This is a genomic window from Caballeronia sp. S22, from assembly GCF_964261745.1.
In the GTDB taxonomy this organism is placed as follows: Bacteria; Pseudomonadota; Gammaproteobacteria; order Burkholderiales; family Burkholderiaceae; genus Caballeronia; species Caballeronia jiangsuensis.
In genome coordinates this window covers 861,970-887,376 of sequence record NZ_OZ180036.1, presented here as the reverse complement: position 1 = coordinate 887,376, position 25,407 = coordinate 861,970, and the positions used below count along the sequence as shown (strand labels likewise).

Here is a 25,407-nt window from a genome sequence, read left to right as displayed (position 1 = left end):
CACGCCCATCTGGAGCGAGACATGTCGAAGTCGATCAGCACGGCGGCGCTCAGCCCGAGTTCCGTCGCGGAAATACACGCCCTGTCGGACGATGCGCTGTTTCGCAAAATCGCGTGGCGCATCATTCCGTTTTTGTTTCTGTGCTACGTGGTGTCGTTTCTGGACCGTATCAATATCGGCTTCGCGCAGTTGCAGATGAAGCACGATCTCGGTTTCTCCGATGCGATGTACGGCCTCGGCGCCGCCGTGTTCTACGTCGGCTACGTGCTTTTCGAAGTGCCGAGCAACCTGCTGCTCGCGAAGTTCGGCGCACGCCGCACGTTCACGCGGATCATGCTGCTGTGGGGCGCGGCATCGGTCGGCATGATGTTCGTCGCGACCCCCGGGCATTTCTATCTGCTGCGCTTTCTCCTCGGCGTGTTCGAGGCGGGCTTCTTTCCGGGCATCGTGCTGTATCTGACCTACTGGTTTCCGGCGAAGCGGCGCGCCGGCGTGATGTCGGTGTTTTTCGCGGGCGTCGCGGTGGCGGGCGTGTTCGGCGGACTGGTGTCCGGCTGGATCATGCGCGACATGGCGGGCGTGATGGGCCTGCACGGCTGGCAATGGATGTTCGCGATCGAGGGCGCGCCCGCGGTGCTGCTCGGCCTCGTCGCCTTGCGACTCCTGGTGGACACGCCGCGCGATGCGCACTGGCTCACGCAAGGGGAACAGGAGCGCCTGGCCGCGCTGTGCCCGCAAACGAACGCCAGCGCCGATGCGCACGACCGTCGCGGCCTGCTCGACGCGCTGCGCAACCCGCGCCTCTATCTCTTCGCGTTCATCTATTTTTCGCTGACGTGCGCATCGCTGACGCTGAGCTTCTGGATGCCGCTGATGATCCGCGATTTCGGCATTACCGATGTGCTGTCCGTCAGCCTCTACACCGTCGTGCCGAACGCGATCGGCGCGGTGGGACTGATTCTGATCGCGCGCCATTCGGATCGCGTCGCTGAGCGGCGCAAGCATTTTGCGTGCTGCACGATCGGCGGCGGCATCGCGCTCGCGGCGCTCACGCTGCACTTTCCGAGCTTTCCGCTGATGCTCGCGATTCTCTCGCTCGCCGCGACCCTGATTTTCGCCGCGCTGCCGATTTTCTGGGCCGTGCCCGCGAGCCATCTGCCGGGCAAGAGCGCGGCGGCGGGCATCGCGGTCATCAGCAGTATCGGTATCACGAGCGGCATCGTGAGTCCGTGGGTGATCGGCCAGATCCGCACCGTGACGGGCAGCATGGATCTCGCCGTGCATCTGCTTTCGCTGTTGCTCTTCGCGAGCGGCGCCGCGCTGCTGTTCGGGCTGCGCGGCGACCGGTCCTCAACGCAAAGCGCTTACTGAGGCGCGGCGGCGGCCGCCATTGCCTTGAAGTTTTCGGGTGTGGCGAAAGCGAGATATTCGGCCTGCATCTCGGGCGTGAGGAATTCGAGCATCGTCGAGTTTTCAATCCAGAATTCGATCACGTGGAAGAAGTTGTCGCCGCGCGTGCAGCGCACCGCGCGCCAGCCTTCGCGCTCGCCGATCGCGAGGACGTCTTCCGCGCTCAGCTTCGTCGCGATCGCCATGTGGAACGCGCTGTACTGCGGACGCTTCAAAGTATTGGCGCCGTAGCTGACGCTTTCCTCGTGGCCGCCGCCCGGCGTGATGACCTGGTCGCTCGGATAGACCTCGATGATGCTGCCGCGATCGTCGCCGGCCACCGCCATCCACGCGTCGGGAAACGGCGAGAAGGGCGCGGCGAAGCCGTCCCACAGTTCGGCAAGCACGTGCGCGACGTGCTTCGGATCGTTGGCGGGAATGGATGCGTGGAAGATCATCGCGGTGAACTCCGATGGAGGTGGGCAGGACTGCGCGGCGATGCTTTCATGTCGCGCGCTGTGATGTCAATCCGCAGTGCTACGGTGTGCCGGGATTCTTCCAGAGTCTATTGTTATGAGTGTTTTCAAACGCGTCAGGACTCAGCGCTTATCCGACAAACGCTGATGGAAAAGCGGATCGACTTCCGGCGCGACGGTGGTATTAAGCCACTACCACAGACCGCGGTTCACAACGCCGACGCAAACGCCCCGATATCCGCAGTCAGCCGCGCCGCATCGCTCAGAAAAACGCCGTGCGGCGCGCCTTCGTAGACGACGAGCCGCGCATTCGGAATCAGGTGCGCCGTGCGTTGCGAGGTCAGTTCGAGCGGATTCGACACGTCGTGGTCGCCCTGCACGATGAGCGTCGGCACGTCGATATCGCGCAGCTCGTCGCGGAAATCGCCGCTGCTTACCGTTTCGTTGCACGCGAAAAGCGCCTGATGCGACGTGCGCAACGCCATTTCCCGGATCCAGTCGATCATCGCCTGCGATGCGCCCGGCCCGGCGAACGGCCGCGCATTGTCTGCGAGCCACTTTGGATAGTCCGTCATCAAGTCGTGCTGGAAGGCGTCGACGTATGCGCGGTCGATGCCATCCGGATTGTCCGGCGTCTTCGTCAGCATCGGCAATGTCGATGCGACCAACGCGAGCCGTGCGACGCGCGCGCTGCCGTGACGCGTCAGATAGCGGACCGCTTCCGCGCCGCCCATCGAATAGCCGACCAGCGTGACGTTCGAAAGATCGAGCGCGTTCATGACGGCGGCGAGATCGTCCGCGAGCGTGTCGTAGTCGTAGCCGGTGCCCGGATCGCTGGAGCGGCCGTGGCCGCGCCTGTCGTAGGCGATGCAGCGAAAGCCCTGACGCGCGAGCGGCAGCATCTGGTACGCCCACATGTCGCCCGGCAGCGAATAGCTGGGGACGAACAGGATGGTCTTGCCGTTGCCGTGTGTAGCTTCGGGCTGCCAGTCACGATAGAAAAGCTCGACGCCGCCGCTCGTCGCGACGTAATTCGGGCGGGCGATTTCGGCGTGAACTCGATAATGATTCGCGGGCATGTCCGTCTCCTTGTCGATGATCAGTGTGATTGCATCGTCGCAGGAGGAGATGGGCCGGGCAATTACGTCGAAGGTAAAGCAAAAACTCCCGAGCGCCTTGCCCATAAAGGCTCCGTCTAGAATCGTCTATTATTCGTCTAGAATTATTCTTTAACCGGCGAGCTTTACTTCCACCCATTCGGCCCCGCGAACGTCTCGATAAAGCGCTGTCATGCTGGCCGACTTGTGGCCGAGGATGGCCTGCGCGAACTCTGGGCTGTACTGATCGCTGTAGAGTCGCGCGGCGAGGCTTCGAATCTCGTGGAATGACGCTGGGCTCTTGCCAGCTTCCCAGACGAGGCCCTCTGTCGCATCGCGCGCTTTCGCGAACTGCCGCGTCACTTCCTGCACCTCGACCTCGTGACCTGCCTTGCGCGCGCCGCGCGGCGACGTGTAATGCAGCAGCCATTTCGATACGGCCGCATCTCGGCAACGCTTCACGACGTCGTCCAGCGATAGATCGACCGCATCGATGCGCACGGCGATAGGAATGCGAAGGCGCACCTTCCCCCTGGACTTCCTCTGTTCGACGAACAGAAAGCCGTCCTTCACGTCACTGAACATCATGCGGGTAACGTCTTCGCGGCGCTGTCCGGACAGCAGGGCAACTTCCATGCTTCGCGCGATCCACGGCTGCATGCCGAGCGCGGTTTGATGGATCCGGTTGAATTGATCCAGCGTCAAGCGCGACCTCTCGACTTCGATGTCCGGCACTCGCGTGACGGCGACAGGATTCTTGCCCGTCTCGATGAGACCCTTCGTCTCGGCAACGTTCATCATGTCGAGCAAGGTCTTCCGGATCAACTTCGCCATGTTCGGGCCGCGCTCTTCAGTCGCGTCGTCGACGAACTGAGCGACCTCACGGGTGCTGATCGACCGAAGATGCTTCTCTATGAATGGTGCCGTTCGCACGGCGCGCAGGCCCGCGCGCACCGTGCGCATCGTGCTGACGGTCGGCTTGCGAGTTTCCTCGTAGATCGCCTCGTACTCTTCCGACCATACCTGAAGCGTTTTCTCGTCGGGCGCAGTGATACGCTGAACGAGCGACACATAGCCGCGGCTTTTCTCCAGCTCGGCGTTCGCGGCGCGCGCTTCTCCGAATGCTTTCGCCTGGTCGCGGCCAATGCCGTAGTCTTGCTGCGTATCGGGGTTTCTGTAGTAGAAGTATCCGGCGCCGTTCTGGTATAGATTTTCCGGCCAGTGCCGGCGCTTTGCTTCACGACGCCTTGCGGCCATTCCCGAATCTCCGTTGCATCTCGCCAGCGTCGTCAAAGTAGACGGCGGTCGGCTCGACAAAATATTTGGTGCCGCACTTTATCGGCTGGGGAACGATTCGGCCATTCTTTCGCCAGTTGAGCAGGGTGTTCCGGTGAGGCTTCTCGGCTCCGAACAAGGTTTCGGCCCACTGGTCAAGAGAAACTAGTTTCGCCATTCTGGCTCTCCAGATACGCGCGTGATGTGCGCAGAAAATCTTCGATGTTGCTGGTCACTTCAAAAAAGCTCCGCGATCAGGTACGCAATCCCCGCAACAGCGGGAACGGCGAGGCAGGCCCAATCGAGCGCGGTGAGTTTTCTCACGCTCCCTCCTTCTTCATTGCCGCGTCGATCGCCTCGCGCGCCGATTCGTAGAATTCGCGTTTGCCCGACATGACGCCCTGGCTGCCGTGAAGCTGGCACGTCTCGCCGTACCACTGCACGACTGCGCCAGTGCGGACCATGAAGTCGAGGCGGGCGGCATCCGGAGCACGTCTCGCGCCTTCGCACCAAGCATCCTGAATCGATGCTCCACCTTTCTCGTGGAACCACTCGTCGCAGGCGTTGCGCTCGTTCGTTTCTTCTTCGCGGGTCACGCTCCCTCCTTCCCGTCTGCGCATCTCTGCGCGGCGATGGCGGCGTCGATGGCGGCTGTAACATCGCGCCCGCCACGAAACTCCCGGCCCACGTTGAACACGGCGACGCTTTTCCCGTCATCAGCATCCGGCTCGCTCGGCATCCAGTCGAAGTCATAGCCAGTGAAACGCTCCTTCAGCCACTGATACCGCGCCGCATTCGCATGCACATCTGCGGTGATCGCAGGACCGTCCGCATCCCGGCTGTCAGCGCTCGGGGCGATGGGAGCGGCGTATCGCAGAAAGAGGTTCAGCATGATCTCTTGCTGTGCGTCGCTCATTGCGAAGCCAACGTCGCGCGAGAAGTCGCGGACGAACCAGCGCGCGCGATCTCGCACGGTGCCGTCCGTCTGCCCCTCACTCGACAGGTGCGCGAAATTCCTAATCATCACTGCACCGTGCGGGTCGCCAACATCTTCGAAATAGTTCGCCAACTCGCGCTGAAAGTCGCGGACCTCGTGACGCACCTGCCCCTCACTCTCGCTTGCTGCGAGAAGGGCACGCGCGAACGAGATGAGGAAATCGCCCTTAATGGTGTCGTGCCATACGCTCGGCACCAAGTTCAAGATTTGTTCATTGGTCATTCGTCCCATCCTTGGTCGTCTTCTTGCCATGCGTCCATAAACTCTTTGAAGTCGGCGAAGGGTACATAGTCCGACTTCATATACGTACAGTGATTTTTGTAGGCGATATACGCCAGAAAACAATCGACGCTACTCATGTTTGCTTCCGAGAAGTTCGCGCAAGCATTCGGCATCTGCCACACCTTGGCGTTCGTAGTACAGCACCACGTTTTCAAGAGCGGCTCTTTGTTCAAACGTAAGGAGACGCCCGACTTTGCGCCCTTCCTCAAAAGCCATTTCGATCGCCCCCGCCGCATCGGCTACCGAAGGCGCGATAGCGGCTTCGTTGAATGAATGCTGGTACTTCTCCAGCAGGTCAGCCCATTCATCCGGATAGTCTTCAGGCATAAGCGATTGAAGGCGCTCATACAGGGCTTTACCGTTGCCCGCGACAGCGCCGCGCATCAGCGGCGTGTTGGCGTTCTGTTCCTGTTTCCGGTAGAGCGTGGCGTTTGCGATGCCGTACCTTTGCGCTGTCGCAAGATCGTGCTCCGATACCCATGCCGCCGGTTGTGCCGCTGTGTCGATGATGTCTGGCTCACGATAGAAGCGATTATTCGATTGGTCACTCATTTGTTGATCTCCTTTGTGATGTCGGCATCGGCTACCGAAGGCGCGGGAGGGGCGGCGATAGCGGCGTAGAGCGACTTGCCGATCAGATCAACCCAATGCACATGCCATCCGATCAGCGGACCATACTCATCGGTGCCGTTGATCTTTGCGACCGCTTGCCACTCACTCGCCCACGCCGCATCGGCTACCGAACTAGATTTCCGGCAATTGCTCAGCTTTTCACACGGACCCAATCCGCTGCACATGCACTTCGCATCGGCTACCGAAGGCGCGGGAGGGGCGGCGAAGACGAGAGCACGAAAGTTCTTGAACCTGTTGCGGTCGTGCGGATGCCACGTTTCGGGGTCTTTGTGCGTCAGAAACGGGTTGCCGTGCTGGTTCTCGTACTGCCACGCCACCGGCTTCGCCCCCGCTGTGTCGGCGATGCTCCGAACCACCTCAGCGCAATCGGCGCACGCTCTGTTGTAAGCCTGATCCGGCCTCGGGTCAGTCTCGTGATCGACTTCGATCTGCTTCGATAGGCAGGCTTGCGCGTACCGTTCCGCTGTGTCGGCGATGCTCGCGGCTTTCCATTGGTACGCGCGTTCTCCATCCACATACCCGCGCTTGTACCCGCGATCAAACTCACTTTCGGCGGCCTTCATCGTCTCCGGCACTTGTTCGATGTTGAAGCTCTCGCAGTCGTTGCATCGGAAAACCGGCGCTGTGTCGGCGATACTCGCGGAGAGGGAGGCAAGCGACATGACAACCATGCTGCGCGGGAGGCCGTAGCCGCGCTGGATGTGCGTCACAACGCGCTCAGCCGTGCGGCCGGTATATTCGAGCGGGCGACCCTCTGAGAACATTTCGCCGCGGCTGTAGCGCGTCTCGCGCAGCACGAGCGTATCGCCGACCTTAAAGCCCCTGTCGTCGTAGCGAATCTCGTGCGTTTTCTCACCGCTCAGGATCGCGGCGAACGGTTCGTGGTCAGTTTTCAGTTCGTGTACGTATGTGGTCATGATGTGTCTCAATATGGCGGGTGGGCGGCGATGTCCTGCTCGGCAATGTGGCAGAAGATTCCGCAGCTAATATCCGGCTCTGCTTCGTAATCGCCAGCACTGGGCGGCAACTCCCGAAGAGATACGCGCTTCGTCTCGCCGTCGACGCTGATCTTGCATACCGTTCTGCCGAGCGTTTCCTCGACGCGCGCCATGCGCTCGAACGTCTCCGGGAAGTCGACTCGGATCTTGTTCCAGTAGCCGGCACCGCCTTTCACGCAGCCGATGCAGTTGTTGTTGCGGTATCCAAGCGAATACATCGCAGGGAGTTCGATTTCGGCATTGCGCAGCATTGCGAGGCAGTCGCCTTTCGTAAGCTGGCGGTCGATCAGCGGAACCCACAGGTCGACGTCGTTGTTCGCATCGATGAACCGGTCTACGCGGTCTTGTTCTTCCATTGTGTAGCCGAACACCTGACGATCGCCGGGACGCTCGAAGGACTGGCGAACTCGCTTTTTCAGGCGAAGCGAGCAGGGCGCACCGCCGGGACCAACGAGATAACCGAGCTTGAAAATCTCGTAGATGCTCGCGCTGTACTTCTCAGCGCGCAGCACGACGATCTCCTGACCGAACCAAGCCTCGCAATCCTTCAGGAATCTCCGTCTTGGCGGCAACCGCCGAGTGCGGCAGGCCTGTCTGAGCAATGCGTCCGTGGTTCGTCCACGGTCCCGGCGTGTGTTTCGTGCTCACGGCAGCGTCCTCCCGGTGACGTCCTGCACGTACTTGCGCATCAATTCGACGGCCTGGCTTTCCTTGCCGAAATAGAAGGCGTAGAAGATCTTGTCGAGGGATTCGTCAGCGTCGTCGCCGTTTTCCAGATGTGCGACCGGCTTGCCGCGCATCGTCAGCTCCTTGATCAGATCATCGGTGCCGAAGTCGTCCAACTGGACGTCGACATCCACGTTCACGTAGGGCATGTCGTTCTCCTTAAACCGGGTGGAAATCGGGCGGGGTGTCGTCGACGGTCGCGACAGCGCGCGCCGCGTCGTACTGGCGGATCGCCCAGGCGATGGCGTACAGGTTCCAGATGAAATGGAAGTCGTACTCTTCGCAGCGCCATTCCCAGCAGTCGTCGAACAGGTGCGGGAATTCCGGATCTTCGAAGCGGCTCAGGAGCAGGAATGCGCCGCTCCGATCGCCATCGGAGACATAATCAAGAACGTCTCGCTGAATGTCATACCAGAGGGATGCGCGGCGCTCGTCGGTGATTGCGCGAGTCTCGAAGTAATCGTCAACGTGACTGCGCACGCGTGCCTCGAATGTCTCGGATGAGAAGCGCCTTGCCTCCCCCTTCCCATACCCGTCGCAGTTCACCGCCTGGAGCTTCTCGCACCAGTAGCTAGGGTTGATGTACAGCTTCGTTGGATCCTTGCACTTCTCGCGAAAGAACTCGAACATGTCCATCAGACGCGAGAAAACGTAGGTGCCGCAGTCGCCGCGAATGCACAGCGCGCCGGGCCACGTGAGGATCTCGAACCAGTAGCAGCTCGTGCCCGGCTTCTGGAACGAGATGTGACGATCGGTGCCATCGTCGCGATGAATTGTCATCTGGTGCTCGGCGATGTCGCGCTCGAATTGCTCTTGCGTGCAGGTCATGGTTTCCTCTTTGTCATTCGAATCTGAGTTGATGACGCTGCAAGCCTGTCGCCCTTATCGGGTGGCCCATCACGGCCAGGCGGCGCGACGTCATCAAGTCAGACGGCCGGATTACGCGCCGGCGCGCGGTTGGTTGGAATTCAGTGCGCAGCCGGCCAGCGGATGCGCTTCTTGCGCTGCTCGATCTCGTCGAAGTGACGCCTGGCGCGGAGATCTGCGCCGCGCACGAGCGCGATTGCGGCAACCATAGTCACGATGAACAGAAGGACTACTATCTGATACGCATTCATGGTGAGCCTTTCCGGGACCAGTTATCAGATGCAGCGCGTATGCGCGCAGCGTTCCATTTGAGCGTTGCGGAGGGCGCTTTCCGAGTCCAGCGCTACGAATGCCGCGCCGACGATGAGAATCACGGCCCAAATCTTCAGGAGAGTCATTGCCAGAGAGCCTTTGCGGGCACTGCCACGCAGAGGAACCAGCCACATGCGATCGCGAGGCCGCATAGACCGGCGACGCCTACTGCCTTGATGATCGTGCCCGCATCCTGCAAGCGCTCGACGTCGCGCAGCAGGCTGTTGTCGTTGAATGCGCGGTTCATGCCGTCGCCACTCCCATGAATTCATCAAATTGCAGATCGCTCATGTCGGTGCAATCGATCCATCCGACTGCTACGAGCTGCGCGACTGCGCTCGGGTGATGCCATTCGCCTTTGGCGCGAGAGGGAGAAACGAGAAACCGAAAACCAATCTGGGCTAGCGTCATCTTCATCTCCCGCACCGGTCGTCGAGTGCATGGAGAGGATATTACCCGTGGGTAAAATAAAGATCAATACCCTTGGGTAAAAATATTTTCCCGTTGAAAGACGGCGCTAGTTTTAGTTGTTACTTTTTGGAGATCGCGACTAAGAGGAGGACGAGGGCGACGAGAATGCCAAGGGCAATCTGTGCTCGCTTGCTGAGCGCAAATGTGCGCGAACCGGTGCGTGCCGGTGTACGCGCGGGCTGCGCAGGCTGGAAGACGAAATCGTCTTTCGCCAACGCCGCGCCGAGGAAGGTTCGGGACCGATCAGTTTTGCCGGTGCGTCGGGAAAGGGCATCGAGAAGCGCGCGGCAATCGTCGAGCGCATTGTGAGGATCTGGCCGGGCGATGCCAAAGTGCGCGCAGATCGTGTCGAGCTTCTCATTTGCAACCGGCACGAAGTCGGACCACCAGATCTGGCGCACGGAGCAGCGCCAGCGTTTCTGCGCGAGCTCGGGAAAGAGTTTGGAAAGCATTCGCGCGTCGAAAGCGCAGTGGTGCGCGATGACGAAATCTGAGCGCGCAAACATGGACCGTAGTCGGCCCGCGTCGAGATCAGACCCGCGGAGCGTCGCGAGCGTAAGCCCGTGAACGGCTGCCGCCTGCGCATTGATCGCCACCTTGGGCTCTCGCGTTCCGTAGTAGGCGTCCACCTCACGCAACACCTTGCCTTTCGGCATCTCGACTTCGGCGAGCACCACGCCGACGCTGACTGGCTCGTCGTGCTCAGCTAGGCCCGTCGTTTCGGTGTCGACGATGGCGACGACGATCGTCTCGGGAATGATCGGTTTCGGTGCGGTGCTCACGGGACTTAGTAGCGGACGACCTTCGTTTTCACAACGCCACACACCGTCGCGTTGCCATTCACTTGGATGATGCGGTTCGGCCACTCAGGGTTGAGGGCGCGCAGGTACTTCTTTCCGTCTTCGACGATGAGCTGCTTGAAGGTCGCCTCGGCGCTGTCGTCTAGGCGAACGATCACAAGGGCACCGCTTTCGGCGTGGCTCTGTGGCTCGACCAGCACGAGGTCGTTCTCATTGAAAGACGGCTCTCCGGCTGGGTTGTACATGCTGACCCCGCGAACACGCAGGTAGTAAGCATTTTTTGAGGTGGGGATTGGGGAGAGAAGCCACTCTTCTGCGTCACCAACTGCGAAATTATCCACGACCGACTCCCAGGCGCCGGCCTGTACCCAAGAGATGAGGGGAAGTCTTCCGCGAATCTCGGGGCCAGGCTCTACATTACGATCGTGTAGGCTACTCTCTCCCGCAAACGCTTGGCTAGTGAATAAGTCCCCTTTTTGGCCTTTTTTCGGAGGATTGATTTCTCCTACGCTTTGTAGTATTTGCGTAAGAGGAATGTCGGAATCGAACGATCCCGGCTTCCAATCGAACGCCTTCTCGATCTGCTCGACCATGTCTTCGCCGATCCGTTTCCGTCCGTCCCGCCCCTCGGGCCAAAGCATCCGACTGACGTAGGAGTCGGACTTTCCTATTCGCTTTGCCAACGACGATGCGGCGCCGCCGCACAAGCGGTCGCGCACCTCTATCAACCGAAGGCGTCTCTTCTCGAATTTATCCATCACGCGATTTCAGCGGAATATTACTCTCAGGTAAATTCCCTACGGGTATTGACATGTCCTTTACCCACGGGTAAAGTAACGACATGGACAAGCTACGCACATACCTCAATTCGAAGACTCCCGAGAAGCAAGATGAGTTTGCTCGTCGCTGCGGCACGACCCTCGGTTATCTGCGCAAGGCAATCAGTGCCGAGCAGCAGTTCGATGTGCAGCTCTGCATCAACATCGAAGTCGAGAGCGGCGGCGCGGTGCGCTGTGAAGACCTTCGGCCGCGAGTCACTTGGGCGAAGTTGCGTGGCACGGCGGAGGCTGCCTGATGGCTCGGGTCCTGACTCTTGAAGAGATGACGGAACGGATCGGGTCTACGGCGCCACTCACAGCAGCCGAGCAGAAGGAGATCCGCGCTATGGCGCTGTCCATGATCGAGAAAGGGTGTACGGAAGAGCAGGTTCGCGATGCGATGAATAAAGCGGCCCTGCTGTACCGGGAACTAAAAGTGGTGTCAGCAGGGCCAGCAAAAGCAACGAAGTAAGTGCCGCCTGTCCTTCTTCTGCCGGCTTCAACCGGTCTGATTGAGGACTGCTAACGCTAGATTGGCCCGTAACGCAGTAGCACGACTTCATTGCAACACCCCGTTTTATTGGTATTAGAGCCGCCGAAGCGGCCATTGATGCGAGGCCCGACGAGTGGACAAGCGAATAGGTGACGGCATGGCACGAGGGAGAACTGGGTTCTCAAGTCCGCTGGGAAAGCTGACGGCGGAAGTGAGAACCAAGGTCGACGAGGACACCCGGGATGAGCTGGAGCGGATTGCGACAGACGCTGGAATGGGGATTTCAGAGTTCGTCCGCGAGCTCGTGCTCATCCGGGTGTATGGCCGGGATCACGTAGCCAGATTACACAAAGCGCGGCTTTCGCTCGTCGCCGGTGTAGGGATGGAAGAGGTCGATTGAGTCCACAGAAGTTCCCGTTGTTTTGTTTTGTTGATGCAACTGTATCGGTAACAACCCTTAGCAAATACGTTCGTTCGGAGATTCAAGTGAACATTCTCGACACCCTTCACGCCGTTGCGCACGCCTACAAAGGCGGTTGTGAGTCTCTTGCGCCGCGGCTCGGCATGTCGGCGGCAGTCCTTCGCAGCAAGGTCAATCCGAACACCGAGACGCACCAGGCGACGCTGATGAACGCCGTGCAGATTACGGAAATGGCCGACGACGACCGCGTGCTGGAAGCGTGGGCCCGCGAGCGCGGCTATGCGCTGGTGAAGATGCCCGTCGTCGAGAACTGCTCGGATGCCGCGATCGTTGAATTGATGGGCGAAGCGTGGGCCACGCACGGCGAAGTCGGCCGCGAGATCTGCAAGACGCTTGAGGACGGCCGCGTCAAGTCCGACGAGGTTGATCGCGTGGAGCGAAGCATGTTCAAGCACGCCCAAGTCCTCTTCACTGTATGCGGTCGCCTGCGCGGCATGGTGGGGTAAGCATGTACATCCCCGCCTTCCCCAACCTCATCACGACGGGTCGTTTCTTCGACGGCCCGCTCACCGCCGAATACCAAGAACGCAAGGTCGCGGCTGAAGAGCCGAAGGTCTGCATCGGATGCGGCGCACCGCAACGCTCCGACGGCTCTCTGCCGTGCGGTCACGACAACGACCTGTGAGGTCATCCATGAACGAATTGACGATGCCGGGCGCGCCGATGATGTCGAGCCGCGAGATTGCCGAGTTGCTCGAATCGCGTCACGACAACGTGAAGCGGACCATCGAGAATTTGGCACATCAAGGCGTGATTCAACTTCCTCAGACTGAGGAAGTTAAAAACCATCTCGGGCAGCGCGTGGTCGAGTATCGCGTGGGCAAGCGAGACAGCTATGTGATCGTCGCGCAGCTCTCGCCGCAGTTCACGGCTCGTCTCGTTGATCGCTGGCAGCAGTTGGAGCAGCAGGCAGCGGCCGGCGCGTTCGCCATCCCGCAGACCATGTCCGAAGCGCTGCGTCTGGCGGCGGATCTCGCGGAAGATCGTGACCGCTTGCAGAAAGAGGTCGCCGCTGCGGCGCCGAAGGTCGAAGCGCTCAATCGTTTGACGCTCGCGCAGGGCGCGATGTGCATCACGGATGCCGCAAAGAACTTGCAGGAACAGCCGAAGCGCGTGTTCGAGTGGATGCAATCGAACGGCTGGATCTATCGCCGCCCCGGCGGCGCGACGTGGACCGCCTATCAGGACAAGCTGCAGCGGGGCGTGCTCGAACACAAGATCACGACCGTCCATCGCAATGACGGGTCGGAAAAGGTCACCACGCAGGTTCTCGTGACCGCCAAGGGCCTCACCGAGATCGCGCAGAAGATGCGCGGCGCGGATCTGCACTGAGACGGCAATGGCACTCGCTGACGTCATCCACATGCCCGAGCAGCGCGCCGTCCAGGTCGAGGATGGATTCACGCGCATTGCTCACGGCATCCTCGAAGCGCTCGCGCTCGCGGACCTTGGCAAGCGCCACTACAAGGTGCTGATGGTCCTGTTGCGCCAGACGTACGGCTACAACAAGAAGGCCGATGAGATCAGCCTGACGCAGTTCCAAGGTAAGACTGGCGTGCTTCCGCAGCACGTGTCGCAAACGATCTCTGATCTGGTCGAGATGCGCGTCGTGCTGAAGACGCCAGGCAAGCACGCTGCCTGCCTATCGATCAATAAGTCGTTCGGACAGTGGTCTGGCAAGGCGAAAGTCGACGTTGATGTGCTTTGGGGTTCCCAAAACAGGAATAGCAGTATTCCTGAAACAGGAGATGAGGGTTCCCAAAACGGGAATGGTGCTATTCCCGAAACAGGCAATACAAAAGACAACTCCAAAAGAAAAGACCAAAAGACAACTCCAAAAGAAAACCTTTCGCGCTCGCTTCGCGAACGCTTTGAGATTTTCTGGGCGGCGTACCCGCGTAAGAAATCGAAGGCCAAGGCTGAGAAAGCCTTCGCCAAGCTCAATCCGGACGAGCAGCTCATGACGGCCCTGATGGCCGGATTGGAGCAGGCCATGACTTCGGAGCAGTGGGCGAACCCGCAGTTCATCCCGTACGCCGCTTCATGGCTGAACGCTGGCGGATGGATGGACGAGATTCAGAGCGCGTACAGCGATGCCGAACTTGCCGTGATCCGAGCCTTCAATGAGGCGCTCGGGGAGCGAGTCGGCACTGTGGACGAGGTGGCATTCGTCGAGGCGCGCGCCGGCGCAATCCGGGCGTTCCTCGGCAAGCTCGCGGCCGATCCGGAGGCGTGGAAGCGCTATTTCCCGGCCGTGCGCGACAAGGTAGAACTGCCGCCGCACGCGGGATTCGACTACCTCATCAGCCCGAAAGGCTACGGCGATGTGCGCGGCCGCATGGCGATCAAGCGCAATCCGGACGGAACGCGCGTGCACGCCGAAGACTGGGACAAGTCCGCCAGCGGCATCAAGGCCAAGGCGAAGGAAATGGGCATCGCATTCGACGACGAGGAGCCGGTTCCGGCTATCGCCGCGCGGGTGCGGGCTGCAATCGAAAAGCAGGAGGAACAGTGAAGCGCTCCGCACCCTGGCCGATGCACGTCGCGGCCGGCACGAAGAACGTCGGCACGGCGACCGTGCGCGAGGAACGCGGCATTCCCGGCTACGCGCAGAAGAAGCTCGGCGAGATCCACGGCGCGAAGCCGAACAGCGGATTCGACGACATCGCCTCGTGCGCTGAGCCGGTCGTATCGCTCGCTCCGGCGGCGCGCAAGACGGCGGCACCGCGCGAGGCAGCGAAGACGGCACTGCATGCGCTCGGGCGGCTGCGCGACGGTGAGCAGAACGCGACCGAGCGCCGCTACGAAGCGCACCTCGAACAGCAGAAGCAGGCCGGCGAGATCCTCTGGTACCTGTTCGAGGGAATCAAGCTGAAGCTCGCTCCGAAGACGTTCCTGACCGTCGACTACGCGGTGATGTCGTCGAGCGGCCAACTGGAAATGCACGACGTGAAGGGCGCGCGCGCGATTTTCAGCGACGACGCGAAAGTGAAGATGAAGGTGGCGGCGGACAAGTATCCGTTCGTGTTCAAGGTGGCGTTCCCGAAGAAGCGCGGCGCCGGTGGATGGGAAGTGGAGGAAATCTGATGCGATGCACTGAAAACTACGCGCGGCAGGACCTGAGCAAGCGCGCGCCGAAGAAGCGAACCCCGAAGCCGATGCCGCTTAATCAGCGCCTAGTGCTCGAAGCCCTGAAACGCCGGCGGCACGCGACGCTGCGCGCTGTCGTCGAAGACCTTCAGGTATCCCGCGACATCCTGAAGAACGTCTTCGTCGCGCTCGAAGCGCATGGATACGTCGAGCGAGTCGGGAAGAGCCGCCAGTCCATCGGCGGGCAGCCCCCGGTCGTGTATCGCTGGTCTGGCAAATCGTTTCCATCGTCCGCAGAGCTGAGCCAGCGCAGCAGGGAGATTTCGGTGCCGACCTCGCCGTCTCTCGCGGCGTTGGTCGCCGGCATGCAGGCCATGTGCCGCGTCGGGAGGATTGCAGCATGAAGCGCGTCTATCTGGCGGGCCCGATGAGCGGCTATCCCGACCTGAACTTCCCGGCATTCCACGCCGAGGCGGCGCGCCTGCGCGCGATGGGTTTCGAGATCGTCAATCCGGCAGAGATCGACGTCGGCCCGAACCCGACGTGGCTCAAGGCCATGCGAGCTGACATCAAACTCCTCGTCGACTGCGATGGCATCGCACTGTTGCCTGGCTGGGAGCAGTCGGACGGCGCGAACGTCGAGCACACGCTCGCTCGCGGGCTCGGTCTGCGCGTGATGCAGGCCCGGCACATCGTCGGCCTGGCTGGCGACATGCCGGTCATATCGCAGGACGCCGTTATTGAGCTGCTCGACGAAGCGGAGGCCGCGTGAGCAAGCGCACGCCGATTCAGCGCCTGAAGGCGGCCGGAAACATGTTCGCTGAAGAACCGGACAACGTCTCTGGCTACTGGCGCGATTACTTCATCTGGGTCACGAAAGATAAGGCGACTGACGATTGGTATCTCCGCGTCAATCATCCGGACGGCTGCTATCTGGTCGACGGCTGGTGGAAAGACAGCGCAGGCTGCTCGGCAGCGGACGCCGTTGCTCGTGCCTTCAAAGGTGCCTGTCTTCTGGAGGGCGAGCAGTGAAGCGCCACAAGCCGCTCGTGAGCAAGACGCCGATGAAGCGCTCGCCGTTCAAGACGGCCGATCGCGCGACGTCGCTGCGCCGCTCGGCGATAAAGACGCGCGTGAAGAAGCTGACGATCGCAGAGGGCTCCAAGTATCTGGCGGCGTGCGCGGGCGAGCCGTGCTACCTGCGCGTGCTCGGCGTATGCATCGGCCGCTGCACGGTCGTGCCATGCCATTCGAATCAATCGCGTCACGGGAAAGGCATGGGCATCAAGGCGAAGCACGAATTCACGGTGCCCGGCTGCCAGGCGTGCCACGCATGGATCGATCAGGGCTCGGCGGCGCGCGAATGGAAGTTTCGAGTGTGGGACTTGGCATATGCGCGCTGGATGCCCGTGCGCGCTCGAAAGATGGGTTTGAAGGAGGAAGAGGGTGCGGTGCTTGATTCGAATTCCGACGCATACGGGCTGGCGCACGCCGCGCGGCCGCAACGGGAAGCGGTACGCGATGGAGCGGTTCCAACTGACGCAGATGCTCGAAACGAGCGTGTATCGGCTGGCACTTCCGGGAGTACAGAGCGCGACGAGACCGTTTGTCTGGGTTGATGCATGGATTCCCGAGAATCGGCGCGCAGGGATACCGATTCTCGACGATGCGTGGATTGAACCAGGCGTGTACCGAACGCGGGCGTACGTAGAAGACAACCCAAAAACTTTGGCGCCGTTCCTCGCGAGCGGCATGGCAGAGATAGACCTACGAGAGATAACAACATGAACTTGCTTCCCGACAACTTCGATCCGTACTTCGCCGTAATGGGCGTAAAGCGCCGCGACTGGTCCGCTCCTGTTCAGCCCTCGAAGGTGACCAAATGACGCCCGACGCACAAGCCATCGTCTTCGTGTTCGTGTGGGCCGGAATCTGTTTCATGGGGTTGTCGGCCTACGCTCAGAGCCGGTGGCTGCAATGAACGTCGCTCAACTCTCGGGCGCATGGCTGGACTACTGGACGGCTCGCGCCGAAGGCCTGCAGGCCGAAGTGAAGCGCGCATGCGGCATGGACTGGTGCCAAGTCGATGTGCATTCCGTCGGCTACATCCAGTATCAGCCGTCCGACAACTGGCACATTGCCGCGCCGATCGCTGAGCGTCAGCGCTATGTGACCTACCCGCGCGTGCGCGAGGACGGCAAGCTCGAATGGCTCGCCGAATCGCAGATGAACCCGGACTTCTACGGGATCATGGTCGACGAATCGCCGAAAGTCGCGATCTGCAGGCTGAGGGTCGCGGAAGCGTTCGGATATGAGGTCGAGCAGCGTGAGTAAACGGACAAATGTCTTAAGAAACAATTGTTTAGCTTAGACGAATGAAGTAGAATGTAGTGGTCCTAAATATGGAATGGGGAAATAGGATGGATCATGATCAGAGCGAGCAGATTGAAGATTTGCTCCGCGAGTGGCACCGTTGGCAAGACGGCTATCGCCCGGCGCTCGGCACGCCGAGATGCGATCCTACATGCCGCGACTACCGAAGCAGCGATAGGTATCTAACAGCACGAGAGAAGGCTGAGCTAGCTGACGCACGGGCGTGGAAGATGCGCTCCGAGCAGGTCGATGTGTGTGTCGATGCTCTGTCATGGCAGCAGCGCGCGGCCATTCACGCGAGCATGCGCAACAAAGAATGCGGGCACAGTGTCTGGAGCACCGGGCGGGCTGGCGATCGGCACGAGACGTATCAGGAGGCGAAAGAGGCGCTACTGCCGATGCTCACGAGGCGCGGCCTGATCAAGGTGGCTCCGGTGGTGCCGCTGGAAATGGCGGTATCAATTTCTGCTTGTAAACCGCGTGAAGCTTGGGTATATTGACGCCGTGGTGCTAGAGCTGACTCTAGCCGAAATAGAACCCGCCTCGCGAAAGCCGGCGGGTTTTTTGCGTTCTGATCCGCGCTCACTGCTCAGGGCTGGAACCCGGCGTCACATACGGGGCAGCGAGCGCGGATGAGAGCGCATCCCGTTCCGCTCGCCTGTGCGAATCCCCATTCCCGGAAGCTGCGGCTGTGTTCTCACCCTATCTGGACGAACCATGTTCGACGTCGACGACGTGTTCGAAGGCATCAGCATTTGGCTGAACATGTGGGCTCGTGCCGCATGGATCTTTTCCCGCGCGCTCGATGACACGTCTGGTCTGTTCGCGCGAGGCGACGACTGATGCCTGCTCGACCGAAGAGGCCTTGCAAGCATCGAGGATGCGGCGCTCTGGTTTCGGGCAACGACAACTATTGCGAGAAGCACCAGGGCGACGAGGTGAAGTGGAAGCCCGACGCCGTGCGCGGCAATCGTCATGCGCGTGGATACGGCAATCAATGGCAGCGTCTCAGAGAGATTGTGCTGCGAAGGGATTCAGGAATCTGCCGGTGCGCGGAGTGTCGCCGCCTCGGGCGCGTAAGAGTCGCGACTGAGGTCGACCACGTGATAGCCAAAGCTCACGGCGGCACAGACGATCTGTCAAACCTGAGTGCGATCAATCGCGATTGCCACAAAGCAAAGACCGCACGAGAAAGACTTAAGAAATGACGAAGCCCGGTAAGCGTTGACGCGCTACCGGGCTTCTTGCCATTGGAAACTGTCTGGAGTTCCCCGTGACTGAGAGCAATTGTATATGCACCGTGGAAGGGTGCGGGAAGCGCTCGCGCAGTGCCAGCGCAAAATATTGCGAGATGCACTACTACCGGCTGCGGCGTAATGGTCGTTTGCAGTTGCTGCCGCGCGTTGTGCCTCCGCGCCTCACCGCACACACAGCTGGCTATCAGCTTCTGTATGCGCCGCATCATAGCTTGGCCGGCGGCCAGCCTCGGGTGTACGAGCATCGGGCGGTCTACCATGCGCATCACGGCGAAGGACCGTTCGACTGCCATTGGTGCGCCAAGCGCGTCACGTGGGCAGACATGCACGTCGACCATCTCAATGCGATTGTTGATGACAACCGCATCGACAACCTGGTTGCATCTTGCCCGGCATGCAATGTGAAGCGCGGCCTCGACAAGATGCGCCGCACGTGCAAGCAACGCGGTCGGTTGCTGTCTAGCCGAGGAATGACGATGTGCCTAGCTGATTGGTCTAGGTATCTGGGCATCAGCAGGGCAGCCATCGAGGCGAGGCTGAAGAAGGGTTGGTCCGTGCATGACGCGCTGATGCCGCGCCTCGGTAGATCGGGGCCGCGGAGCAAGACGCGGTCGAGCGTTGGCATTATCGACTTCGCCGCCCCGGGGGCCTGAAAAGTCTGGCGCGGAAGGCCTTGGGACCGTCCGCCCAGCCGAATTTTCACAACCGCGAAAAATGAAATTCGGGTTTCGCCGGCCGGAGGTTCGGCGGCGAGTAAAAGTTACAACGCCAAACCGGCGGAAAATCGCCGCAAACGGAGAGAAAAATGGCCGGAGTTCCGGGCCGCTCCGGACGCCGCGCCAAGCCCACGGCCAAAAAGGAATTGGCCGGCAATCCGGGCAAGCGAGCACTCAATAAGGACGAACCTGACTTTGGGTTGGTCGAGAACATCGATGCGCCTGAGTGGATCGTCGCCGAGGCGCGCGACATGTGGGAGCGGGTCGTGCCGCTTCTGTGTTCGCAGAAGATCCTGCAGATGACCGATCTGCATATCGTCGAGTTGTTCTGCTCGGCCTACGGCAATTGGCGCGTCGCGCAGGCGGACCTCGTGCGCAACGGCCCTGTCGTGCTCGGCGCGCAGGGCGGCCCGACGAAGAACCCGGCCGCGACGGTGGTGAAAGAGTCCGCGTCGCAGATTGCGACGTTCGGCGCGATGCTCGGACTGGACCCGTCGAGCCGACAGCGCCTAATGGGCGGCGGCAAGAAGAAGACCGACAACCCTTTCGGTGCGCTGCTCGGCAGCTAAACCCTCATGGCAACAACGTATCCGCGCGTGGAGCAAGGGCTCCAGTTCGCGCGCGACGTCGTGCGCGGCAAGCGGCCGGCGGGCCGGCTCGTGCTGCTCGCTTGCCAGCGGCATCTCGACGACCTCGCGGCGAGCCGCAAGAAAGATTACCGGTGGAAGTTCGACGCGGTCGCGGCTGAGAAGAAGCTCGCGCTGATCGAACTCATGCCGCACACGAAGGGCGAGTGGGCGTTCAAGCGCCAGCTCGTCACGCTTGAGCCGTGGCAGAAATTCGGCTTGATGTGCACCTTCGGGTGGGTGAACAAGCGCACCGGCAAGCGCCGGTTCCGCGAAAGCTACTGGGAAGTGCCCCGCAAGAACGGCAAGTCGGTGATCGCCGCTGGTGTCGGCATCGGCATGTTCGTGCTCGACGACGAGTTCGGCGCCGAGGTATATGCGGGCGCGACGACCGAGAAACAGGCGTGGGAAGTGTTCCGGCCCGCGCGGCTGATGGTGAAGCGCTCGCCGCTTCTCATTGAGGCCGCCGGCATTGAGGTGAACGCCTCTAACCTGAACAAGCCGGAAGACGGCAGCCGCTTCGAGCCGCTGATCGGCAATCCCGGTGATGGTTCCTCGCCGTCGTGTGCGATTGTCGACGAGTATCACGAGCACGACAGTTCTGCGCTGTACGAGACGATGCTAACCGGCATGGGCGCGCGTCGCCAGCCGCTGATGTTCATCATCACGACGGCCGGCGCGAACATCGAGGGGCCGTGCTATGACAAGCGGCGCCAGACGATAGAAATGCTCGAGGGCACGGTGCCCGACGACGAGCTATTCGGCTGGATCTGGACCATCGACGAAGGCGACGATTGGACCGACCCGCGCGTGTTGGCGAAGGCCAACCCGAACATCGGCATCTCGGTCTATCAGGAGTATCTGGAGAGCCAGCAGCAACGCGCGATCAAGTCGGCGCGCTTCACGAACACGTTCAAGACGAAGCATTTGAACGTCTGGACGTCGGCGAAGGCGGGCTACTTCAACCTTGAAGACTGGAAGAACTGCGCTGATCCGACGCTCACGATCGAGCAATTCGAAGGGCAGTCGTGCGTACTGGGCCTCGACCTCGCGCGAAAGCTCGATATGAACAGTATGGCGCGGCTCTTCTGGCGCGACATCGACGGACGGCAGCACTACTACAGCGTAGCGCCGCGCTTCTGGGTGCCCGAGGATACGGTCAACAATTCCGAGAATCGGCGCATGGCTGAGCGGTTTCAGGCGTGGGTCAATAGCGGGCACTTGCGCGCGACGGACGGTGCGGAGATCGACTATCGCGAGATCCTCGAGGAAGCGAAAGACGCCAACAAGCTGTGCCCCGTCGAAGAGGTTCCGCTCGATCCTCACGGTGCGACGAACCTTTCGCACCAGCTCGACGACGAGGGGCTGACGCCAGTCACGATCACGCAGAACTACACGAACATGTCGGACCCGATGAAGGAGCTTGAGGCGGCGATCACGTCCGGGCGGTTCCATCACGACGGAAACCCGATCATGACCTGGTGTATCGGCAACGTGGTCGGCAAGCACCTGCCGGGCAACGACGACATCGTGCGCCCGATTAAGCAGGGCGACGACAACAAGATTGACGGAGCGGTCTCGCTGATCATGGCGATCGGCCGCGTATTGAACAAACAACCTGAAGCGGACCCGGAAATCATCGCCCTATGACTCAGCCCTGGTACAACGAGCAGCGCGTGCGCACGCCGGGATCGGTGATCCTGACGTCGTGGCGTGCGGAGCGGGAAGCCGCTCGCGCTCAGGGGCCGGCGAACTCGGTGCCCGTTTCCGGCATCACGCCGGGCACCGAAGCCTATGCATGGCTGACAGGACGCGTCGGCGCAGGCCGCGCGATCAGCGAGCGCAGCGCAATGAGCGTGTCCGCCGTCTACGCGTGCGTGTCGCTCATCGGCGGCGCGCTGGCAAGCCTGACGCTGGAAACGTATCAGACGGACGGCGACAGCCGGAAGAAATATCGTCCGCCGCTCTGGTGGTTGCTCAATGAGCAGATGCATCCGGCGTGGTCGGCGCCCGTCGGCTGGGAGTTCGGCGCGCAGTCTCTGCTGCTCGAAGGCGATCTGTTCATGCGCATCCACCGCGTGTCGCCTTATTCGCCGGACGTGAAGTGGCTGGAGCCGATGCATCCGCTGTGCGTGGACGTGATTCGCGCGTCTCCTGAGCGTCGCGCGTACCTGTTCTCGACGCCTGAAGGCGTGATCGCGCTCGACCAGGACGACGTGATTCACGTTCCGGGACCGGGCTTCAACGGTCTACGCGGCCTCTCGCAGATCCGTCACGTGCTGCGGCAGCCGGCATCGATCGCGCTGGCCGGCGGCGAGCAGGCAGAGACGATGATCGATCAGGGCTTGCGTCCCGATCTCGTGCTCAAGTCCGGCGACAAGCTGAACGGCGAGCAGATCGATAAGCTGCGCGGCCAGTGGGCTGAGCGCTACTCCGGCGCGAAGAACACGACGGCTCCGGTTGTCCTGCCAAACGGCATGGACGTGAAGGAGATCAGCATCTCGCCGCAGGATGCGCAGCTTCTGGACAACCGGAAGTTCAGCATCGAGGACGTCGCGCGGATCTTCGGCGTTCCGCCGTTCATGATCGGGCAGACCGACAAGACGACGAGCTGGGGCAGCGGTGTCGAGCAGATGGGTATCGGCTTCGTGAAGTACACGTTGCAGCGCCATCTGGTCAAGATTGAGCAGGAATTCAATCGGAAGCTATTCAAGACGGCCAGAAACTTCGTCGAGTTCAACGCGGCGACGCTCGAGCGCGGCGACTTCAAGACGCGCAACGATGGCTATCGAGTTGGTCTCGGTCGCGCCGGTGAGCCGGGCTGGCTGACGGTCAATGAGGTTCGCCGCATGGAAAACCTGCCGCCTGTAGATGGCGGCGACACGCTAAACACCGGGGCAACGAATGCGCCAGAACCGAATCCTCCAGCTGCTGAATGAGAACCGACAGGCGCCGCGGCGCTTCGGCATCGAGGCCAGCACCGAGGGCGACGAAGTCACGCTGTATCTGTATGACGTGATCGTCTCCGACGATTACTGGGGCGGCGTCTCAGCGACTTCCTTCGTGAAGGAACTGGCCGGCATCACCGCGGGGACAATCCATCTGCGCATCAACTCGCCGGGCGGCGACGTCTTCGGCGCGCGTGCGATGGAGGCCGCGATTCGCGGTCACTCGGCGCGCGTGGTTGCGCACATCGACGGGCTCGCGGCGAGCGCGGCGAGCTTCCTCGCGATGGCGGCCGACGAGATCGAGATCGCGGAAGGTGGGTTCTTCATGATCCACAAGGCGTGGACGATCGGCGTCGGGAATGCCGACGACATGCGCGGCCAGGCGGATCTGCTCGACAAGATCGACTCGTCGTTGGTGAACACGTACGCGAAGCGCACCGGCAAGGATGCCGAGGAAATCGCTGGGTGGATGGCCGCCGAGACGTGGTTCAACTCGGAAGAGGCGCTCTCGAATGGCTTCGCCGATCGCGTCGCGCAACCGGCAGAAAAGGCGCAAGCGTCGGCGTGGAACCTCGGCGCCTATGCGAACCCGCCGGCACCCGGTGCGCCGCGCGCGAACGTCGAGCCGCCTGCAACGCCGCCGGTCGTGAACGAGCCCGAAACGCCGCTCGAACCTCCGCGCGTCGCGCCCGATTTTGCGGCTATGAAACGTCGATTGGACCTTCAGCAACGAATCTGACGCGCTCCCGCGTTCGATACAAGCCGCCCGTGAGGCGGCTTTTTTCATTCTCAACAGGAGAGGATATGAGCATCCAGCAACTGCGGGAGCGCCGTGACGCACTCGCGAAGAACATCGCCAACCTGATGGAAAACCATCAAGGCGATAAGTGGGGCGCGGATCAGGACAAGGCCTATGCCGATGGCATGGCCGAACTCGACCGCGTCAACGCCGAGATCAAGCGGAACGAAGACTACCTGCAGAAGATCGCCGCGAACGCGCTCAACGGCAACACGGAAGGGCTGGTGAATCAGTTCACCCGCACGCCGGGCGCCCACGGCGACGAGTCGCGCGCGCTGCGCGCATACCTGAGCGGCGGCATGAACGCGCTGGCGCAGGAAGACCTCGCACGCCTGCAGGCTCGTCAAGCGGTCGGCGACATCCGGAACGCGATGTCCACGACGACGCCGGGCGAAGGCGGCTACACGGTGGCGACCGAGTACTTCCGCCAGCTCACGCAGGCGATGAAGGCATTTGGCGGCATTCGCTCGGTGGCGACCACGCTGCAGACCGGCACCGGTGCGCAGATGAACTTCCCGACGGCGGATGCCACGGCAGAGCAGGGCGAAATCGTCGGCCAGAATGCAGCCGTGACCGCGCTCGACACGACGTTCGGCAACAAGACGCTCGACGTGTACAAATATTCGTCGAAGAAGATCGCGCTGCCGTTCGAGCTGATTCAGGACAGCATGTTCGACCTGGAAGGCTACATTCAGGCGCTGCTCGCGCTGCGTATCGGTCGCATCACCGCTGCCCACTTCACGACCGGCACGGGCTCGGGTCAGCCGACGGGTCTGGTCACGGCCGCGACGGTTGGCAAGACGGGCACGACGGGCCAGACGACCACCATCATCTATGACGACCTGATCGACCTCGAACACAGCGTCGATCCGATCTATCGCGCGAACGCGGGATACCTGATGGCGGACTCGTCGCTCAAGGTGCTGCGCAAGATCAAGGACACGCAAGGCCGTCCGATCTTCGTGCCGGGCTACGAGCAAGGCAATCCCGGCGGCGCGCCGGATCGTCTGCTCGGTCGTCCGATCACGATCGCGCAGGAAATGCCCGCGATGGCCGCGAACGCGAAGTCGATCGCATTCGGCGACTTCAGCAAGTACATCGTGCGCGAGGTGATGGATCTCACGATGTTCCGTATGACCGACTCGGCGTTCACGCTGAACGGCCAGGTGGGCTTCGTGGCGTTCAACCGCCAAGGCGGCAACCTGATCGACGTAGGCGGCGCGGTCAAGCTGTATCAGAACTCGGCGACCTAAGCCAGGTTGATCGCGCAGAGCGGCCCGCGTGGGCCGCTCTCTTTCCAATGAACTGAGGATCGCATCATGGCAGAAGCCAAAACCACGAAGGTTCGCGTGCTGGTCGCGTGCGAGCACGGCGAGCCGAACGACGTTGTTGCGCTCGACGCCGACACGCTGAAGGCAGCGAAGGCCGCGGGCGTCATCGACGACGAAGCCGCCGCAGTGAAGTACGCCGAATCGCTCAAATAA

The 25,407-nt window shown here is 61.3% G+C and carries 39 protein-coding genes and 1 pseudogene; 24 read left to right on the top strand and 16 right to left on the bottom strand.

The features are described 5' to 3' along the window. Positions 1-21 precede the first annotated feature (21 nt). Positions 22-1,371 carry an MFS transporter gene (locus ACEN42_RS19370; protein ID WP_371882223.1) on the top strand — a complete coding sequence of 450 codons (1,350 nt, stop codon included), beginning with the start codon at positions 22-24 and terminating at the stop codon, positions 1,369-1,371. Here ACEN42_RS19370 and ACEN42_RS19365 read toward each other — a convergent pair. From ACEN42_RS19365 to ACEN42_RS19290, 16 genes are all read right to left on the bottom strand, one after another. Beyond that, on the bottom strand, positions 1,365-1,847 hold the full coding sequence (locus ACEN42_RS19365) for a hypothetical protein (RefSeq protein ID WP_371882222.1): 483 nt from the start codon (positions 1,845-1,847) through the stop codon (positions 1,365-1,367). The genes ACEN42_RS19370 and ACEN42_RS19365 overlap by 7 nt on opposite strands. 227 nt (positions 1,848-2,074) lie before the next feature. Then, the gene (locus ACEN42_RS19360; RefSeq protein WP_371882221.1) at positions 2,075-2,944 is read right to left on the bottom strand and encodes an alpha/beta fold hydrolase; all 870 of its coding nucleotides are present in this window, start codon (positions 2,942-2,944) and stop codon (positions 2,075-2,077) included. A gap of 150 nt (positions 2,945-3,094) precedes the next feature. Continuing rightward, positions 3,095-4,219 (bottom strand): tyrosine-type recombinase/integrase, encoded by a 1,125-nt coding sequence (locus ACEN42_RS19355; protein WP_371882220.1) that lies wholly within the window; start codon positions 4,217-4,219, stop codon positions 3,095-3,097. Further along, positions 4,200-4,415 carry an excisionase gene (locus ACEN42_RS19350; RefSeq protein WP_371882219.1) on the bottom strand — a complete coding sequence of 72 codons (216 nt, stop codon included), beginning with the start codon at positions 4,413-4,415 and terminating at the stop codon, positions 4,200-4,202. The genes ACEN42_RS19355 and ACEN42_RS19350 overlap by 20 nt, the downstream gene beginning before the upstream one ends. 142 nt (positions 4,416-4,557) lie before the next feature. Continuing rightward, a complete protein-coding gene (locus ACEN42_RS19345; RefSeq protein WP_371882218.1) occupies positions 4,558-4,833 on the bottom strand; it encodes a hypothetical protein in 276 nt (91 codons plus the stop codon). Next, positions 4,830-5,456: a hypothetical protein gene (locus tag ACEN42_RS19340; RefSeq protein WP_371882217.1), complete on the bottom strand. Its 627-nt coding sequence runs from the start codon at positions 5,454-5,456 to the stop codon at positions 4,830-4,832. The genes ACEN42_RS19345 and ACEN42_RS19340 overlap by 4 nt, the downstream gene beginning before the upstream one ends. Before the next feature lie 129 nt (positions 5,457-5,585). Continuing rightward, on the bottom strand, positions 5,586-6,068 hold the full coding sequence (locus tag ACEN42_RS19335; RefSeq protein ID WP_371882216.1) for a hypothetical protein: 483 nt from the start codon (positions 6,066-6,068) through the stop codon (positions 5,586-5,588). Continuing rightward, positions 6,065-7,078 carry a DUF3850 domain-containing protein gene (locus ACEN42_RS19330; protein ID WP_371882215.1) on the bottom strand — a complete coding sequence of 338 codons (1,014 nt, stop codon included), beginning with the start codon at positions 7,076-7,078 and terminating at the stop codon, positions 6,065-6,067. The genes ACEN42_RS19335 and ACEN42_RS19330 overlap by 4 nt, the downstream gene beginning before the upstream one ends. Further along, positions 7,075-7,659, bottom strand: a complete 585-nt coding sequence (locus ACEN42_RS19325; RefSeq protein WP_371882214.1) for a hypothetical protein — start codon at positions 7,657-7,659, stop codon at positions 7,075-7,077. Before ACEN42_RS19325 ends, ACEN42_RS19330 begins: the two co-directional genes overlap by 4 nt. Before the next feature lie 132 nt (positions 7,660-7,791). After that, on the bottom strand, positions 7,792-8,022 hold the full coding sequence (locus tag ACEN42_RS19320; RefSeq protein ID WP_213228120.1) for a hypothetical protein: 231 nt from the start codon (positions 8,020-8,022) through the stop codon (positions 7,792-7,794). A gap of 10 nt (positions 8,023-8,032) precedes the next feature. Then, positions 8,033-8,701, bottom strand: a complete 669-nt coding sequence (locus ACEN42_RS19315; protein WP_371882213.1) for a hypothetical protein — start codon at positions 8,699-8,701, stop codon at positions 8,033-8,035. A 140-nt stretch (positions 8,702-8,841) separates the two neighbouring features. Next, positions 8,842-8,991, bottom strand: a complete 150-nt coding sequence (locus tag ACEN42_RS19310) for a hypothetical protein (RefSeq protein ID WP_371882212.1) — start codon at positions 8,989-8,991, stop codon at positions 8,842-8,844. 143 nt (positions 8,992-9,134) lie between these two features. Further along, positions 9,135-9,299: a hypothetical protein gene (locus ACEN42_RS19305; protein ID WP_371882211.1), complete on the bottom strand. Its 165-nt coding sequence runs from the start codon at positions 9,297-9,299 to the stop codon at positions 9,135-9,137. Next, on the bottom strand, positions 9,296-9,463 hold the full coding sequence (locus ACEN42_RS19300; RefSeq protein ID WP_371882210.1) for a hypothetical protein: 168 nt from the start codon (positions 9,461-9,463) through the stop codon (positions 9,296-9,298). The genes ACEN42_RS19305 and ACEN42_RS19300 overlap by 4 nt, the downstream gene beginning before the upstream one ends. A 119-nt stretch (positions 9,464-9,582) precedes the next feature. Further along, the gene (locus tag ACEN42_RS19295; RefSeq protein WP_371882209.1) at positions 9,583-10,305 is read right to left on the bottom strand and encodes an exonuclease domain-containing protein; all 723 of its coding nucleotides are present in this window, start codon (positions 10,303-10,305) and stop codon (positions 9,583-9,585) included. 5 nt (positions 10,306-10,310) lie between these two features. Continuing rightward, positions 10,311-11,081 carry a S24 family peptidase gene (locus ACEN42_RS19290; protein ID WP_371882208.1) on the bottom strand — a complete coding sequence of 257 codons (771 nt, stop codon included), beginning with the start codon at positions 11,079-11,081 and terminating at the stop codon, positions 10,311-10,313. An 83-nt stretch (positions 11,082-11,164) separates the two neighbouring features. On the opposite strand from ACEN42_RS19290, the gene ACEN42_RS19285 reads away from it, so the two are divergent. From ACEN42_RS19285 to ACEN42_RS19175, 23 genes and pseudogenes are all read left to right on the top strand, one after another. Next, positions 11,165-11,398 (top strand): transcriptional regulator, encoded by a 234-nt coding sequence (locus ACEN42_RS19285; protein WP_371882207.1) that lies wholly within the window; start codon positions 11,165-11,167, stop codon positions 11,396-11,398. Continuing rightward, positions 11,398-11,613, top strand: a complete 216-nt coding sequence (locus tag ACEN42_RS19280) for a hypothetical protein (RefSeq protein ID WP_371882206.1) — start codon at positions 11,398-11,400, stop codon at positions 11,611-11,613. Before ACEN42_RS19285 ends, ACEN42_RS19280 begins: the two co-directional genes overlap by 1 nt. 154 nt (positions 11,614-11,767) lie before the next feature. Next, positions 11,768-12,034, top strand: coding sequence for a hypothetical protein (locus tag ACEN42_RS19275; RefSeq protein ID WP_106856077.1), 267 nt, complete (start codon positions 11,768-11,770; stop codon positions 12,032-12,034). Further along, entirely contained in the window at positions 12,031-12,561 is a 531-nt protein-coding gene (locus ACEN42_RS19270; protein WP_371882205.1) for a phage regulatory CII family protein, read from the top strand. Before ACEN42_RS19275 ends, ACEN42_RS19270 begins: the two co-directional genes overlap by 4 nt. 2 nt (positions 12,562-12,563) lie before the next feature. Further along, positions 12,564-12,740, top strand: a complete 177-nt coding sequence (locus ACEN42_RS19265; protein WP_371882204.1) for a hypothetical protein — start codon at positions 12,564-12,566, stop codon at positions 12,738-12,740. A gap of 8 nt (positions 12,741-12,748) precedes the next feature. Beyond that, entirely contained in the window at positions 12,749-13,447 is a 699-nt protein-coding gene (locus ACEN42_RS19260) for a phage antirepressor KilAC domain-containing protein (RefSeq protein WP_371882203.1), read from the top strand. Between the two features lie 7 nt (positions 13,448-13,454). Then, positions 13,455-14,630 carry a replication protein gene (locus ACEN42_RS19255; RefSeq protein ID WP_371882202.1) on the top strand — a complete coding sequence of 392 codons (1,176 nt, stop codon included), beginning with the start codon at positions 13,455-13,457 and terminating at the stop codon, positions 14,628-14,630. 233 nt (positions 14,631-14,863) lie between these two features. Continuing rightward, the gene (locus tag ACEN42_RS19250) at positions 14,864-15,202 is read left to right on the top strand and encodes a DUF1064 domain-containing protein (RefSeq protein ID WP_374191197.1); all 339 of its coding nucleotides are present in this window, start codon (positions 14,864-14,866) and stop codon (positions 15,200-15,202) included. Next, positions 15,202-15,609: a hypothetical protein gene (locus ACEN42_RS19245; RefSeq protein WP_371882200.1), complete on the top strand. Its 408-nt coding sequence runs from the start codon at positions 15,202-15,204 to the stop codon at positions 15,607-15,609. Before ACEN42_RS19250 ends, ACEN42_RS19245 begins: the two co-directional genes overlap by 1 nt. Then, positions 15,606-15,977: a DUF4406 domain-containing protein gene (locus tag ACEN42_RS19240; RefSeq protein WP_371882199.1), complete on the top strand. Its 372-nt coding sequence runs from the start codon at positions 15,606-15,608 to the stop codon at positions 15,975-15,977. The genes ACEN42_RS19245 and ACEN42_RS19240 overlap by 4 nt, the downstream gene beginning before the upstream one ends. Then, a complete protein-coding gene (locus tag ACEN42_RS19235; RefSeq protein ID WP_371882198.1) occupies positions 15,974-16,237 on the top strand; it encodes a hypothetical protein in 264 nt (87 codons plus the stop codon). Before ACEN42_RS19240 ends, ACEN42_RS19235 begins: the two co-directional genes overlap by 4 nt. 32 nt (positions 16,238-16,269) lie before the next feature. Beyond that, positions 16,270-16,635: pseudogene (locus tag ACEN42_RS19230) on the top strand (hypothetical protein); the annotation flags it as partial. Between the two features lie 547 nt (positions 16,636-17,182). Continuing rightward, complete coding sequence (locus ACEN42_RS19225) at positions 17,183-17,539, top strand: phage protein NinX family protein (protein WP_371882197.1); 357 nt, start codon at positions 17,183-17,185, stop codon at positions 17,537-17,539. 86 nt (positions 17,540-17,625) lie between these two features. Further along, a complete protein-coding gene (locus ACEN42_RS19220; protein ID WP_371882196.1) occupies positions 17,626-18,078 on the top strand; it encodes a hypothetical protein in 453 nt (150 codons plus the stop codon). 217 nt (positions 18,079-18,295) lie between these two features. Beyond that, positions 18,296-18,421 carry a hypothetical protein gene (locus ACEN42_RS19215; RefSeq protein WP_371882195.1) on the top strand — a complete coding sequence of 42 codons (126 nt, stop codon included), beginning with the start codon at positions 18,296-18,298 and terminating at the stop codon, positions 18,419-18,421. Further along, positions 18,421-18,786, top strand: coding sequence for an HNH endonuclease (locus tag ACEN42_RS19210; RefSeq protein ID WP_371882194.1), 366 nt, complete (start codon positions 18,421-18,423; stop codon positions 18,784-18,786). The genes ACEN42_RS19215 and ACEN42_RS19210 overlap by 1 nt, the downstream gene beginning before the upstream one ends. A 65-nt stretch (positions 18,787-18,851) precedes the next feature. Beyond that, positions 18,852-19,487 carry an HNH endonuclease gene (locus ACEN42_RS19205; RefSeq protein WP_371882193.1) on the top strand — a complete coding sequence of 212 codons (636 nt, stop codon included), beginning with the start codon at positions 18,852-18,854 and terminating at the stop codon, positions 19,485-19,487. Between the two features lie 152 nt (positions 19,488-19,639). Next, on the top strand, positions 19,640-20,119 hold the full coding sequence (locus ACEN42_RS19200) for a phage terminase small subunit P27 family (RefSeq protein WP_371882192.1): 480 nt from the start codon (positions 19,640-19,642) through the stop codon (positions 20,117-20,119). A gap of 6 nt (positions 20,120-20,125) precedes the next feature. Next, positions 20,126-21,826, top strand: coding sequence for a terminase large subunit (locus tag ACEN42_RS19195; RefSeq protein WP_371882191.1), 1,701 nt, complete (start codon positions 20,126-20,128; stop codon positions 21,824-21,826). Then, a complete protein-coding gene (locus tag ACEN42_RS19190; protein WP_371882190.1) occupies positions 21,823-23,115 on the top strand; it encodes a phage portal protein in 1,293 nt (430 codons plus the stop codon). Before ACEN42_RS19195 ends, ACEN42_RS19190 begins: the two co-directional genes overlap by 4 nt. Then, the gene (locus ACEN42_RS19185; protein WP_371882189.1) at positions 23,081-23,863 is read left to right on the top strand and encodes a head maturation protease, ClpP-related; all 783 of its coding nucleotides are present in this window, start codon (positions 23,081-23,083) and stop codon (positions 23,861-23,863) included. Before ACEN42_RS19190 ends, ACEN42_RS19185 begins: the two co-directional genes overlap by 35 nt. 65 nt (positions 23,864-23,928) lie before the next feature. Beyond that, positions 23,929-25,176 carry a phage major capsid protein gene (locus tag ACEN42_RS19180; protein ID WP_371882188.1) on the top strand — a complete coding sequence of 416 codons (1,248 nt, stop codon included), beginning with the start codon at positions 23,929-23,931 and terminating at the stop codon, positions 25,174-25,176. Positions 25,177-25,242: 66 nt separating this feature from the next. Next, complete coding sequence (locus tag ACEN42_RS19175) at positions 25,243-25,407, top strand: hypothetical protein (RefSeq protein ID WP_371882187.1); 165 nt, start codon at positions 25,243-25,245, stop codon at positions 25,405-25,407.

Excerpts from the sequence above, each read along its gene's own strand:
- ACEN42_RS19370 (WP_371882223.1), top strand. The coding sequence starts at position 22 with ATGTCGAAGTCGATCAGCACGGCGGCGCTCAGCCCGAGTTCCGTCGCG.
- ACEN42_RS19365 (WP_371882222.1), bottom strand. The coding sequence starts at position 1,847 with ATGATCTTCCACGCATCCATTCCCGCCAACGATCCGAAGCACGTCGCG.
- ACEN42_RS19360 (WP_371882221.1), bottom strand. The coding sequence starts at position 2,944 with ATGCCCGCGAATCATTATCGAGTTCACGCCGAAATCGCCCGCCCGAAT.
- ACEN42_RS19355 (WP_371882220.1), bottom strand. The coding sequence starts at position 4,219 with ATGGCCGCAAGGCGTCGTGAAGCAAAGCGCCGGCACTGGCCGGAAAAT.
- ACEN42_RS19350 (WP_371882219.1), bottom strand. The coding sequence starts at position 4,415 with ATGGCGAAACTAGTTTCTCTTGACCAGTGGGCCGAAACCTTGTTCGGA.
- ACEN42_RS19340 (WP_371882217.1), bottom strand. The coding sequence starts at position 5,456 with ATGACCAATGAACAAATCTTGAACTTGGTGCCGAGCGTATGGCACGAC.
- ACEN42_RS19335 (WP_371882216.1), bottom strand. The coding sequence starts at position 6,068 with ATGAGTGACCAATCGAATAATCGCTTCTATCGTGAGCCAGACATCATC.
- ACEN42_RS19320 (WP_213228120.1), bottom strand. The coding sequence starts at position 8,022 with ATGCCCTACGTGAACGTGGATGTCGACGTCCAGTTGGACGACTTCGGC.
- ACEN42_RS19315 (WP_371882213.1), bottom strand. The coding sequence starts at position 8,701 with ATGACCTGCACGCAAGAGCAATTCGAGCGCGACATCGCCGAGCACCAG.
- ACEN42_RS19310 (WP_371882212.1), bottom strand. The coding sequence starts at position 8,991 with ATGAATGCGTATCAGATAGTAGTCCTTCTGTTCATCGTGACTATGGTT.
- ACEN42_RS19305 (WP_371882211.1), bottom strand. The coding sequence starts at position 9,299 with ATGAACCGCGCATTCAACGACAACAGCCTGCTGCGCGACGTCGAGCGC.
- ACEN42_RS19300 (WP_371882210.1), bottom strand. The coding sequence starts at position 9,463 with ATGACGCTAGCCCAGATTGGTTTTCGGTTTCTCGTTTCTCCCTCTCGC.
- ACEN42_RS19290 (WP_371882208.1), bottom strand. The coding sequence starts at position 11,081 with ATGGATAAATTCGAGAAGAGACGCCTTCGGTTGATAGAGGTGCGCGAC.
- ACEN42_RS19285 (WP_371882207.1), top strand. The coding sequence starts at position 11,165 with ATGGACAAGCTACGCACATACCTCAATTCGAAGACTCCCGAGAAGCAA.
- ACEN42_RS19280 (WP_371882206.1), top strand. The coding sequence starts at position 11,398 with ATGGCTCGGGTCCTGACTCTTGAAGAGATGACGGAACGGATCGGGTCT.
- ACEN42_RS19265 (WP_371882204.1), top strand. The coding sequence starts at position 12,564 with ATGTACATCCCCGCCTTCCCCAACCTCATCACGACGGGTCGTTTCTTC.
- ACEN42_RS19260 (WP_371882203.1), top strand. The coding sequence starts at position 12,749 with ATGAACGAATTGACGATGCCGGGCGCGCCGATGATGTCGAGCCGCGAG.
- ACEN42_RS19255 (WP_371882202.1), top strand. The coding sequence starts at position 13,455 with ATGGCACTCGCTGACGTCATCCACATGCCCGAGCAGCGCGCCGTCCAG.
- ACEN42_RS19245 (WP_371882200.1), top strand. The coding sequence starts at position 15,202 with ATGCGATGCACTGAAAACTACGCGCGGCAGGACCTGAGCAAGCGCGCG.
- ACEN42_RS19240 (WP_371882199.1), top strand. The coding sequence starts at position 15,606 with ATGAAGCGCGTCTATCTGGCGGGCCCGATGAGCGGCTATCCCGACCTG.
- ACEN42_RS19225 (WP_371882197.1), top strand. The coding sequence starts at position 17,183 with ATGAACGTCGCTCAACTCTCGGGCGCATGGCTGGACTACTGGACGGCT.
- ACEN42_RS19220 (WP_371882196.1), top strand. The coding sequence starts at position 17,626 with ATGGATCATGATCAGAGCGAGCAGATTGAAGATTTGCTCCGCGAGTGG.
- ACEN42_RS19215 (WP_371882195.1), top strand. The coding sequence starts at position 18,296 with ATGTTCGACGTCGACGACGTGTTCGAAGGCATCAGCATTTGGCTGAAC.
- ACEN42_RS19210 (WP_371882194.1), top strand. The coding sequence starts at position 18,421 with ATGCCTGCTCGACCGAAGAGGCCTTGCAAGCATCGAGGATGCGGCGCT.
- ACEN42_RS19200 (WP_371882192.1), top strand. The coding sequence starts at position 19,640 with ATGGCCGGAGTTCCGGGCCGCTCCGGACGCCGCGCCAAGCCCACGGCC.
- ACEN42_RS19195 (WP_371882191.1), top strand. The coding sequence starts at position 20,126 with ATGGCAACAACGTATCCGCGCGTGGAGCAAGGGCTCCAGTTCGCGCGC.
- ACEN42_RS19190 (WP_371882190.1), top strand. The coding sequence starts at position 21,823 with ATGACTCAGCCCTGGTACAACGAGCAGCGCGTGCGCACGCCGGGATCG.
- ACEN42_RS19185 (WP_371882189.1), top strand. The coding sequence starts at position 23,081 with ATGCGCCAGAACCGAATCCTCCAGCTGCTGAATGAGAACCGACAGGCG.
- ACEN42_RS19180 (WP_371882188.1), top strand. The coding sequence starts at position 23,929 with ATGAGCATCCAGCAACTGCGGGAGCGCCGTGACGCACTCGCGAAGAAC.
- ACEN42_RS19175 (WP_371882187.1), top strand. The coding sequence starts at position 25,243 with ATGGCAGAAGCCAAAACCACGAAGGTTCGCGTGCTGGTCGCGTGCGAG.